The sequence below is a fragment of the Coleofasciculus sp. genome, assembly GCF_046565525.1.
In the GTDB taxonomy this organism is placed as follows: Bacteria; Cyanobacteriota; Cyanobacteriia; order Cyanobacteriales; family Coleofasciculaceae; genus Coleofasciculus.
Window position 1 is genome coordinate 44,242 of the sequence record NZ_JBKHUP010000053.1, and the last position, 10,795, is coordinate 55,036.

The window sequence follows — 10,795 nt, forward strand, 5'->3', positions numbered from 1 at the left end:
CTTGCTTACCTTATAGGGTGTAGAGACGTTGCCTGCAACGTCTCTACATTGGTTGTGTAGGGGCGGGTTTTCCCCCTATCGTTGCTGAAGCAGCAATCATTAGGACATAATATGACCTATTCGTAGTAGGCATTTTAAGGCACTAAAGTGCCTACTACAAACAATCACTAATCCCGATGCATTAATGGTCTTAGCGCATTTAATCCAGCTACGATCGCACTCCCATTATGCACCCCTGTGGCAACCAGGGGATGAAGTCCCACCGTTGAAGCCAGTCCCAAGGCGGCTAGGTTAGGAGTGACAGCTATGGCGGTATTCTGCTGGACAATTCCCCGGGTTTGCTTGGCAATCGCGATCGCATCCAGTACACTGGCTAAACCATTCTCCATTAGCACTACATCCGCCGTTTCCCTAGCTACGGCTGAACCATCGCCAAAGGAAATCGATACATCCGCATACGCCAGCGCCACGGAATCATTTAACCCATCCCCCGTAAACGCTACGGTTTTCCCCTCTGCTTTTAACCGACGTACCACATCAGCTTTGGTTTGGGGGAAGGCTTCGGCGTGAACCTGAGACAAGGGAATATCTAATTCCTGCGCCACGGCGATGGCTTTGGTTTGGCTATCCCCCGTTAAAAGATGAATCTCCATGCCATACTCATGTTGCAACTGATGAATCACCCGGCGGCTTTCTAAGCGTAAGGGATCTTTATATTGAATCACCCCTTGGAATTCATCCTCACAAGCCACATAAATCAGCGAAGAATCGGCAGAAATGGGACAATCTTGCTGACACCCCCAGAGTTGACGACAACAGGGATGTTGATCATAAAAACAATCCACACTAATCCCAGCTTGCCGCAAAAAGCGATCGCTGCCTACTAATACTCTCTCACCGTCAATTTCCGCCCGCACACCTAATCCGACTTCATAATCCCACTCACCACGGGGTAAAATATCTATACCCTTCTCCTCTACATGACGCATCACCGCTTCAGCCACTGGATGAGTCAATCGTTGTTCTGCTGCTGCTGCAAGTTCTAAGATACGTTGTGCCGACAAGCGATTGGTTACAGTTTCCACCGCAACAACTTGAATATTCCCCTGAGTTAAGGTTCCTGTCTTATCGAAAACAATTGTATCCACCTGGGCAAGTTGTTCCAATGCCCGTCCCGAACGGATTAAAATACCATGGCGCGTGGCATGGGTGAGGGCGGCGAGAAAGGTGGTGGGAATGGAGACGCGCATCCCGGTGACAAAATCCAGGGTGAGGATAGATGCTGCTCTGGCGGGGTTACGAGTAATTGCCCAAACCCCAGTGGCGAGGAGAAACGCGGGCATAATTGACCGTTCTGCCAGTTGTGCGGCATAATTTTCCATACGGGTATCATGGACGGGGGCTTGCTGCACCAACTGAATACTCGCACCGGCACAGGTATCTGCCCCAACCCGTTCCACTTTGATATATAATTCCCCCGATCGCACTAATGTGGATGCATAGACGGTTTGTCCTGCTTCTCGTACCACAGGCATGGATTCCCCGGTGAGTTTCTGTTGATCAATCGTGGCATTTCCCCGCAACACCACGCCATCGACGGGAATTTGTTCCCCCGGATATACTATTACGGTGTCTCCAGGTTGTACCTGAGTTAAGGGAACCTGCTGTTTTTCACCGTTACAGTCCATCCAAGCATATTGTCCGATAGAATCGAGTAAATCTGTGGCTTGGGCATGAGTTGAACGAGCCGTGCGATCGCGGATAATATCTCCTAGTTCATGAAGTGTCATCATCAGGGCGGGCGTCAGCCAGTTTCCCTGCATTGAGGACAGAGTAATCGCCACTAAATCCAAGCAATCGATAGTGAGTCGGTGTTCCCCTAGCAAAGTTTTGACCGCCCGTTTCGCTACCGGTAACCCCGCAACCGCGACAGAACCCGCCACCAGAGATTGAGGAATGGGGAGGCGCAATGGACCCGCTAGCAGGGCGAGAAGGGTAGCCAGGGCGGGACGTTTCAGTTCAGACCAGTCATTTTCGTCTAATGATTGGGGATTGGGATTTGAGGATTGGGACTCCCCAACTAGGGCGGGTTTAGTTAAGTTAGCGGTTTCTTGGGTAACGTTATCGGTCAAACCCGCCCCTACAAATTGGCTCCTGTGCTCCCTATCTTGTTTTCCTGATGTTTGAATCAACGAAAGCAACACCCGACGCATCTGAACATCGGATAGCTGTTGATTGTTATAGGCAATTACAATAGAGGCGGCGGGGCGGCGCACACGCACCTGAATCACCCCATCTTGGGACGCCATCAACGCTTCTAAACGATGGGCATAATCGGCATCATCTGCCAACCGGGGCACGCGAAATCGCACCCGTCCGGGAATCGAATGCACCACGCGACAAGGGATTCTCCCAGAGGGTACAGCCTTGTTCCCTGACAGGTTTGCCTGATTGAAATCCTGGGAGTTATCATAACTGGCGTAGCCTGCGATCGCGTCCCATCGGCTGTCCAGATTTACTATGCTCATGCCTCAGAAATCTTGATTGGTAGTTAGGCATTTCTACTGTAAAACCTTAAGGACGGTTAATTCACTCTCTGCAATTTTTATTCACAAATCATTAATATATTAGCTAATAATTTAAAAAATATAATTGATATTTGTCACTATTTCATCAGATGTATGGTCATATAGTTGACATCACAGCCTTAAGGACACGATAGTATCGTGTCCCTACCCCATCAACCATCTCTTGAATTACGGTAGGGGCATGGCACTGCCATGCCCTCTCATCATCAATATAGATCCTAATCCAATCCCACAGAAAGCCCTTTAACTGCCCGTTCTCAACTAGGTAAATAATGCGCGATCGCATCCCCTACCCCCTCTAAATCAATTAGAGTTCCCTCCCCTTGCAGGGGAGGGTTAGGGAGGGGTTTGTCTAGGGTAGAGACACGGCAATGCCACACCCTCTCCTCGTTAATCTAACTATCCCCAAAATCACCCTAAACCAGGTATCCTTTGCCCCCTTACCGATGCAAATAAATCACCTTTGCCATTTCCCGATCCAACGCCGCACGAGTTCTGCCCACCTTAATAATATAAGAAGGAAACCGCTGCTCCAACAGAATCGGCATTCCAGGACTAATCCCCATCGCCATCAACTTCTGCAACGTCATCTCATCCTTCGTCTTTAACGCAGCAACGGTGCCGCTATTTCCCCGTTTAACCGATGCTAGTGCAATCATTTAAATCGTTACTCCTAATCCATTTAACAAACCATTAACCAAATATCCCACAAAAAAGGCAAAGGGAAAAATAAACGCCACAATCGCCCAAGTTACTTTCGCCCCTCGCTCTTTCAACATTACTTGCAGTTGGGCAATACAAGGTAAAAACAGGGTTAACACAATCGCTGTCACCACCAACTGATTCCCCGTAAAAATACCCTGCTGTTGCATATCAAATAATCCAGCCGCGCCGTAATCCCGCCGGAAGAAACCATATAAAAAGATCGGCGCAGCTTCTCTGGGCAATCCTAACCCTAAAGCAATCGGCTCAATTCCCTGAATAATCCATCCAAACAACCCCGTCAAACGCCCAAACCAAATAATCACCGATGCCCAAATAAATAGGGGCAGAATTTCCATAAAATACCACTTCATTCTGAGATAGGTTTTAACCAGAATGTTTTGTAGTTTGGGAAAGCGCAAGGGGGGGATTTCCATGTAAAAACTAGCGGGTTTTCCGGGAAGCAATCGGGCGGTTAAATACCCCGCAACCATAAAAATTGCCCCAATAACCCCACCCCAAATCAACAACGCGGCGGGTTTTTGGGCTAATAATCCCACAATCACCCCCCACTGTGCCGCACAGGGAATGGCTAAGGATAACAAAAATGTGGCAATTAATCGTTCCCTTGTCGTTTCCAGGGTGCGGGTGACCAATGTTGCCATGGTGTCACATCCCAATCCCAACACAATCGGAATTACCGCCCGCCCCGATAACCCGATCGCCTTAAACAGGTTATCCAGCATCAGGGATAATCGCGGCAGATAGCCACTGTCTTCCAGGAAGGAAAACATGAAAAAGAATGTGGCAACAACAGGTAAGACAATCGCCACCGCATAGCGAATCCCCAGGGTAATAATTCCGTAGTCGTTGGCAATTAAATCTTGTAAGGGTTGCCAGGGCAAAATTACCGCTACTGTTTGGTTGACAACGGGATTAATATATGTTTCAAAAAAGGTTTCAATGGTATCCACCATCGTCCCCGCCCCGAATTCGCCGACAAATTTGTAAACCCCGTAATAAAGAATTGCCAGCAAAATCGGAAATCCTGTCCAAGGATTCACCGTGAGTTGGTGCAGTCGTTCCGTTAACGGGGTTTTCCCCTGGTTCGATTCGCTGAGGACATGTTGTTCGATCGCCCACGCCCGTTGCTGACGCGCCTTGGCAATAGCCGCGATTAGCGGTTCATCCAACTGACTCTCAGCATCTGCGATCGCGGCTTTAATTTCCGCTTCTGTCTCCTGAATCTGAAGTTGTTGCCAAAGTGCGGGATCTTTTTGCAACAGGAGTAAGGCAATACTGCGCCGAGACAAAGGATAATCCTGGGATAGCGACAGCCGGGATAGCAGCGATTCCAGTTTCGCGATCGCAACCTCAATAGGTTCCGGATAAGCAACCTGACTTAACATAATCACCCACCTTATATTTCAAATCTCGTAAACCAATATTTAGTGCAGCCGCCATAGTCACAACCGGAATCCCTAATTCCATTTCCAGATGATCCCGGTGAATCTCAATCCCCAGTTGTTGGGCTTCATCGATCATGTTGACAGCTAACAGCACCGGCAAACCCGCTTCAATGAGCTGAAACGTCAGGGGAAGCATCCGCCCTAAGTTTTTGGCATCGACGACATGAATCACCAAGTCTACGGTTTCGCTGAGTAATAAATCCCGCGATACTTTTTCCTCTTCGGTAATCGGGAGTAGGGAATACATTCCCGGCGTATCCACCACCGCAAACGGGCGATCCCCAACCGTCATCTGACCCCTAGAGACTTCCACTGTTGTACCGGGATAATTGGAGACGGTAACATAAGTACCCGTAAGGGCATTAAACAGAACACTTTTACCCACATTGGGCGTTCCCACCAAAGCCACTTGGGGAATGGGTTCAGTTTTCAGAGGTGATGGTTGCGGCGGTTTGCCCCACCATTTCCAGCCACTCCCTCTACTGGGCTTATGGTGGCAAGTGTTTTGACATTTGTGACATTCCATATCTTCTTGACTCCGATGATGGGAAGCGAATTCTGCAACTTGTTAAAAGTAATTCTCATTAAGTGTAGTCAATAATAACCTCGGTTTCTGTATCAGGTCTACCTTTTAAGAAAGCTTAATATTTGAGGGGGATGAGGAACCTATTTAAGCTGAGATCCATTAACCGAATGTTGACATGTAAGTCTTCTTCTGTGTCCTGATCAAAGTCTAAACCCCTTGTCTCAATCTGACAAGACGGATACAAACTGAAACAGATTCCCTTTGTCATTCGCGGGATTGGCGGCAACTTGGCGTTGGCTCTTCAGGAAACACTTAGTAATTTACCGAAATATTTTTTAATAAAAGTTGAGAATAAGCTAATTCAATTTTAAGCAGGGTGGGCAAGAGCAATAAACCTGGAAATGCTCAGGTTATCAAGAGAGTGCTGTTGCCCACCTGAATCTTCTTTGTGTCCGTCACCCTGTCACCCTGTCATGGCGTCTTTTGTTGACTGATGGGTATTTCAGCCAAGCTGCACTAGGATGACGAGTGATTAGTCGCATACCGTTGCTCTGCCAGATCCCGGATCAGAGACAAGCGATTATAGAGGTACTCATTCAAAATATGCATTTCCTCAGAATTGAGACCTCGCTCTTGTTTGAGTTGCTTGAGTATCCACTGAACGAGACTGGCATCGTCAAGTTTCAGTAGTAGGTTAGTTTGAGTCGTTTCAATTAAAGACCACAACTGACGCAGCATTGTGGGGTTCATACAATCTCCTTCCTTAGGTAAAATTGCAGCAGCCGAGAAATAAAGCTGGTTTTCCAGCGCTGTGTCGCGATCCCGCAAAGAGCACGACTCCTTTAAGAATTACTTAAGGATTGCTTGGTTTTTCTTACCATAGCTCATCTCGCCCAACCAACTCACGATTGTAGTGAGGATGATACAAGAGTTACCAAAGCCTTAACAAATTGAAAAATTACTTGGTAAAACTGACCAGCTATGTCGATTGACTGGGCGATCGGTTGTCGGTGAAGACTCGGACTGGTAATGATTTCGGGGAAGTTCCTTGTCATCGGATGGAATACCCAGGGCAATGTGCACAGCGGCGGCCAGCGCCATGACTGCCAGAGGCAAGAAAAACGAGAGAGCCAGCCAGCGCCAGCCAAGCCGCCATTGAAGAGAACGCCAGAGCAAACTATGCCGCCCGTTCTGTCCACTGGCATACCTCACCACAGAGATCGCCGCGATACCGGTGCCAAAAATCCCCGGGATAAACAGCACCATACCTAAGGTGGGCAACTGTGGTCTAACAACCGAAGACAGCAGCCAGCAGGCCCAAGACCATTGTGTTAATCACTCAGGAGCCTAACGGTTAGTTGGAACCAGATTTTAGCCTGCACAAACTCTTTTTCGGCGAGAGAGATTCGTTCTTCCAAACACGGCGATCAGGATGATAGCCACCACACAATTCAGAAGGACATACGAGATAGCAGACACTCCAGGTATAAATGCTCCAAATATGTTCAGCGAACCATGAAAAAGTGCCACGAGCAAAATACTGCCTTTAGTACTGTTGTAAATCCAAGTATAGATAAAAGCATTGGTCACGATGATGATGAACCAGAGGAAAGGAAACTCAGACATCGGGTTGCCTACCAAAAAGACAAGCGGCAAATGCCAAAAACCCCACAATATGCCCACTATGAGGGTGGCAGTCAAGGCATTATGTCGTTTCTGCAATCGTGGCAATGCGAAACCACGCCACCCAATTTCTTCACAGGTATTGGCGAAGAAATTAATCACGAAACCAAAAATGGCGAAGAAAGATAAATTGCCTTGTGGCACTGCGATTGTTACGGGCAAGCTAAGTAATTTTGTGACGACTTGTGCCGCAATTAAAAGAACAACAGGACCCAGCACCGCTACGATGTACCAGACTAGACCAACCCGCCATTGAATAAGCCCCTTATCAAATTCTTGCACCCCTGTCTTCCCATAGGCCACTTGTGACACAATAACAGCCGCAAGCGCAGGTCCAACCGCATAAAAGATGGAAAGAATCTGGACGTAGGGACTGTCAAATGGGGCAATAGCTCGCGAGCCTAAGGCTGCTGATATCATGCCAAGCCATGAGAAGCTAAACGCTAAGATGTAGAACCAAGTTACGGGATGTTTTTTCATTACAAGTTGCCTTGACAGGGATATTTTTTAGATGGAATGCTCTCAAACCAGCACAGACTCAAGCGATCGCCGGAGCGACCTTGACCAGGTCAATCTCTGGGATGGTCATATCTGGGAAGCCATCGATCGCCTGCACCACCTGACCTGCACAGGGAGCGAACACCGGCGCGCCGTAGATCAAGTACGCCGCAGGGTGCTTAGGAATGATGCCGCGCGATCGCAACCCCCACCGATTAACCTGAATGATATCGGTGCCGTAACTTTGGCCCCGGTAGTCTCGAAAACGCGGTACTGACTCGTCTAAAGTTTTTAGGTGGGCATTGATGCGAATATCGCTACCGCCATTGACGATCAAAAAATTGTCACCACGCAACGGAAAGGTGAGGTCAACAGCAGGCGCAGCAGCAGGAAACTGCCCCGTCCAACTGCGGGCTGCCTCATTGCCTGCATACGCTCCAAAGGCCACGAAGCCCACAATCATCACCCAGCCCGGCCAGCTTAATGGCATCCGGCGCTTTGGCTGATGCCTCAGAAACCCCAACGCCAACGCCAGTATAAACAGCACCCCATAGAGATAGGGCGTCCACCAAGGCGGAAAGACCCAGATGCCCATACGGGCGATCGCAACTAGGGCGATCGCCGTCATCAGGGATTGAATCCCAATACCCAGTAGATTGCGGGGCGGCACAAAAGCCAACCACCCAATCAAGATAAGGGGAAACAGAATCTGGGTCAGAATGAAGATCGTCATCGCAGGCCTCGTTATTGCATCTTTTTAATCAGCATAGATTTCTTCAGATCGGGCTTTCTGAAACTACTCATGATTACTGATAGATGACCTCATCAATGGTGGCGCGGAAGAACTCGCCTTCTGACTCAAACCGCTCAGTGCCGAAGTACCACCCAACCCGCAAACGGGTAGGAATCGTGTAGCTACAGAATGTGCCTTCTTCTTCTACAATTGCCCCGAAGTCCACATAATGGTGTTCCGCACCTTCTGGATTGCCCCAGCGCGGCAGTTTCGCAGTTTTGAGTCGACCTTTCTGGTCAATGGTTAAGTCGAGTCCTGCCTGTTCACCTTGGGCCATAAAACTGGCATGTAGGTGCGATGTCTCTGTGCTGCTCCAGGTCACGTCACTCCGACAAAGCGCCGATGGCAACAGCATTAACTCGGTGTGGAAGCGACCCGCCGCCGATCGGGTAATATCAGCACCGGTTCCGGTCATCACCGGAAATAGCCCCAGCAGCTTCCATTGCATCGCCCCGATGCCATCAATGATCCGATCTGATCCCACGATCGGTAAGTGGTTCATCCAGGCGGTGGCACTCCAAATAAATCCGCGCTCCCAGCAGACGACTTGTTCTGCGGTGAAGGGACTCCAGTTCTTTAATTTGATTTCGCCATGCATTTTTAGGCGCACTGCTGAGGCGATCGCAGTTCCAGGCGCGATCGCATGTTCGAGATATCGTCTAGCTGCATCTGGCAAATGAGCAAAGTCATCTGGACTGAATACGCGCTCCTGAGATATTGATGACTCCCATAGGGCATCGAGGGAAAGCTGTTTAGTGTTCATATCTCTAATCTATCGCTCCTTTCTTAATCACTTCTAGTGGTTAATCGGGCTGGCTCTTTTAATAGACCGATGAAAGAAGCTAGGGCTATTAAGCCAGGAGCCGCTAGCCATAGCCAGAAACCCAACAATAATTGATTCAGAGTAAATTCAGAAACGCCACCACTATCCGCAGGCAAGTTGAATCAAAATGCTGAAAACGTTCCTCCAAAACCAATAAGAATGGCGGCTATTCCAGCTATAGCTGAGAACCTGTATCGTTGCATTATAAAAGTGATGCAGCACAACCAATAGAGTGGATTAGCGAACCATCCAATCGCGGGAATTTGCAGAAAAAGTAATCCAAAAATGCCAAAGAAAGTCAGTTCGATCCCCTTCATGGCATAAACGTCATTAGGGTCAGAGGGACTCACGCCAACAGAGTCTGTAGGAACTACATTAAACAAAAGGCAAGGTAGCGCAAGTGCTATGCCATATAGGAAAAGCGATAATACTAGAAATACAATCTTATATTTCATAAGCTACATTCCTAACCCTGTTGAATAGTAGGGTTTTCTGAAAATGATCTCTTGAGGATCAGGTAGAATCCAACGTCATTCCCAAAAAACATCACGGCATCAAGGGCGACAAACTCCCATCCTTCCGCAGAAAGTCGATTAAGATGGCTCTCAATTTTCCTGGCTTTTTGTTTGGTCGTCAGGCATAGCCAGTCGCTGATCACTTTATATTGTGTTGCCATTGGCTCTTCCACTGTCTTTTGTTTGATTGCACTAGGCTCGTCAACCTATTGTAACTAACCTCGACAACTAATATGTCCCTAACTATGTCAAAGCTGTGTTGGATTTATTGAATGAGTTGATGAACTCGGTTAAGTCCTCCCGACAAACCCGTTGGGCTTCCTGGCTTTTGGGTTCAGCGAGTCCTTTAATTTCCAGGAGCATAGTTTGAGTTTATCCCAGAGAATAGGGCGAGGGTATTGTCTGCCGTAGGCATCGCGCTTTTTGAACTACATTAAAAATAGCACCCTACCCAATTTCCTCTTTCCTAACCCATGATTGCTACCCCAGACAATTATTACCTCTCTCCTGACGAATACCTCCAACTCGAAGCCACCAGCGACACCAAACACGAATATCGCAATGGTGAAGCCTACGCTATGGCGGGGACAACCGATGCTCATAATACTATTGCCGGAAACCTCTACACCCTGCTGCGTAGCCACCTACGGGGGTCAGACTGTCGCGTATATTTTGCCGATGTTAAAGCCAAACTTGAAGACTGCAACTGTTACTACTATCCTGATTTGATGGTGACTTGTGACCCCCGCGACGCAGAAACCACTACCTATAAGCGTTATCCCAAACTAATCATTGAAGTCCTCTCTGACTCTACCGAAGCCTTTGACCGAGGGGATAAATTCATCGACTATCAAACCCTCGAAAGTCTGCAAGAATATGTCTTGATTAGTACCAGACAGCAACGGGTAGACTGTTACCGTCGTACCGAGGGGGGGCTGTGGTTATTTCAATTCTATGCCCCCAGTCAAAACACCTTTCACCTTACTAGCCTTGAGTTTGAAGCTGAGTTGACTAACCTGTACGAAGACATTGCCTTCTAACTGTTCCGCGAACTCCGCCCACAGATTGAAGTGGGAGCCGAATAAATTGCTAAAGGTCAAGTTACTGATGGCGAGGAAGTTTGGTTCTTCAGGACTTATTATGCTAAAATGTTAGTTAATACCTGAATAAACACAGTCGAAAAATGAAGAAACAGCTT

Annotated in this window: 12 protein-coding genes; 1 reads left to right on the forward strand and 11 read right to left on the reverse strand. The window is 48.1% G+C overall.

The window, feature by feature from the left end:
• Positions 1 to 167 precede the first annotated feature (167 nt).
• From ACLGGO_RS19375 to ACLGGO_RS19425, 11 genes are all read right to left on the reverse strand, one after another.
• A complete protein-coding gene (locus ACLGGO_RS19375; RefSeq protein ID WP_446420537.1) occupies positions 168 to 2,528 on the reverse strand; it encodes a heavy metal translocating P-type ATPase in 2,361 nt (786 codons plus the stop codon).
• 317 nt (positions 2,529 to 2,845) lie between these two features.
• The gene (locus ACLGGO_RS19380) at positions 2,846 to 2,968 is read right to left on the reverse strand and encodes a hypothetical protein (RefSeq protein WP_446420538.1); all 123 of its coding nucleotides are present in this window, start codon (positions 2,966 to 2,968) and stop codon (positions 2,846 to 2,848) included.
• 60 nt (positions 2,969 to 3,028) lie between these two features.
• On the reverse strand, positions 3,029 to 3,247 hold the full coding sequence (locus tag ACLGGO_RS19385) for a FeoA family protein (protein WP_446334207.1): 219 nt from the start codon (positions 3,245 to 3,247) through the stop codon (positions 3,029 to 3,031).
• A complete protein-coding gene (locus ACLGGO_RS19390) occupies positions 3,248 to 4,699 on the reverse strand; it encodes a nucleoside recognition domain-containing protein (protein WP_446334208.1) in 1,452 nt (483 codons plus the stop codon).
• The gene (locus ACLGGO_RS19395; protein WP_446334209.1) at positions 4,665 to 5,285 is read right to left on the reverse strand and encodes a FeoB small GTPase domain-containing protein; all 621 of its coding nucleotides are present in this window, start codon (positions 5,283 to 5,285) and stop codon (positions 4,665 to 4,667) included. Before ACLGGO_RS19395 ends, ACLGGO_RS19390 begins: the two co-directional genes overlap by 35 nt.
• A gap of 516 nt (positions 5,286 to 5,801) precedes the next feature.
• On the reverse strand, positions 5,802 to 6,035 hold the full coding sequence (locus ACLGGO_RS19400; protein ID WP_446420547.1) for a hypothetical protein: 234 nt from the start codon (positions 6,033 to 6,035) through the stop codon (positions 5,802 to 5,804).
• Between the two features lie 192 nt (positions 6,036 to 6,227).
• On the reverse strand, positions 6,228 to 6,551 hold the full coding sequence (locus ACLGGO_RS19405; RefSeq protein WP_446420539.1) for a hypothetical protein: 324 nt from the start codon (positions 6,549 to 6,551) through the stop codon (positions 6,228 to 6,230).
• A gap of 105 nt (positions 6,552 to 6,656) precedes the next feature.
• Positions 6,657 to 7,448: a CPBP family intramembrane glutamic endopeptidase gene (locus tag ACLGGO_RS19410; protein ID WP_446420540.1), complete on the reverse strand. Its 792-nt coding sequence runs from the start codon at positions 7,446 to 7,448 to the stop codon at positions 6,657 to 6,659.
• A 58-nt stretch (positions 7,449 to 7,506) separates the two neighbouring features.
• A complete protein-coding gene (locus ACLGGO_RS19415; protein WP_446420541.1) occupies positions 7,507 to 8,199 on the reverse strand; it encodes a hypothetical protein in 693 nt (230 codons plus the stop codon).
• 73 nt (positions 8,200 to 8,272) lie between these two features.
• Positions 8,273 to 9,022: a DUF6920 family protein gene (locus ACLGGO_RS19420; protein WP_446420542.1), complete on the reverse strand. Its 750-nt coding sequence runs from the start codon at positions 9,020 to 9,022 to the stop codon at positions 8,273 to 8,275.
• Positions 9,023 to 9,548: 526 nt separating this feature from the next.
• Entirely contained in the window at positions 9,549 to 9,758 is a 210-nt protein-coding gene (locus tag ACLGGO_RS19425; protein ID WP_446420543.1) for a hypothetical protein, read from the reverse strand.
• Between the two features lie 312 nt (positions 9,759 to 10,070).
• Here ACLGGO_RS19425 and ACLGGO_RS19430 point away from each other — a divergent pair, with 312 nt between their 5' ends.
• Entirely contained in the window at positions 10,071 to 10,637 is a 567-nt protein-coding gene (locus ACLGGO_RS19430) for a Uma2 family endonuclease (RefSeq protein WP_446420544.1), read from the forward strand.
• Positions 10,638 to 10,795 lie beyond the last annotated feature (158 nt).

Bases quoted from the DNA above. Each gene is read 5' to 3' on its own strand.
- ACLGGO_RS19375 (WP_446420537.1), bottom strand. From the start codon at position 2,528: ATGAGCATAGTAAATCTGGACAGCCGATGGGACGCGATCGCAGGCTAC.
- ACLGGO_RS19385 (WP_446334207.1), bottom strand. From the start codon at position 3,247: ATGATTGCACTAGCATCGGTTAAACGGGGAAATAGCGGCACCGTTGCT.
- ACLGGO_RS19390 (WP_446334208.1), bottom strand. From the start codon at position 4,699: ATGTTAAGTCAGGTTGCTTATCCGGAACCTATTGAGGTTGCGATCGCG.
- ACLGGO_RS19395 (WP_446334209.1), bottom strand. From the start codon at position 5,285: ATGGAATGTCACAAATGTCAAAACACTTGCCACCATAAGCCCAGTAGA.
- ACLGGO_RS19400 (WP_446420547.1), bottom strand. From the start codon at position 6,035: ATGAACCCCACAATGCTGCGTCAGTTGTGGTCTTTAATTGAAACGACT.
- ACLGGO_RS19405 (WP_446420539.1), bottom strand. From the start codon at position 6,551: ATGGTGCTGTTTATCCCGGGGATTTTTGGCACCGGTATCGCGGCGATC.
- ACLGGO_RS19410 (WP_446420540.1), bottom strand. From the start codon at position 7,448: ATGAAAAAACATCCCGTAACTTGGTTCTACATCTTAGCGTTTAGCTTC.
- ACLGGO_RS19415 (WP_446420541.1), bottom strand. From the start codon at position 8,199: ATGACGATCTTCATTCTGACCCAGATTCTGTTTCCCCTTATCTTGATT.
- ACLGGO_RS19420 (WP_446420542.1), bottom strand. From the start codon at position 9,022: ATGAACACTAAACAGCTTTCCCTCGATGCCCTATGGGAGTCATCAATA.
- ACLGGO_RS19425 (WP_446420543.1), bottom strand. From the start codon at position 9,758: ATGGCAACACAATATAAAGTGATCAGCGACTGGCTATGCCTGACGACC.
- ACLGGO_RS19430 (WP_446420544.1), top strand. From the start codon at position 10,071: ATGATTGCTACCCCAGACAATTATTACCTCTCTCCTGACGAATACCTC.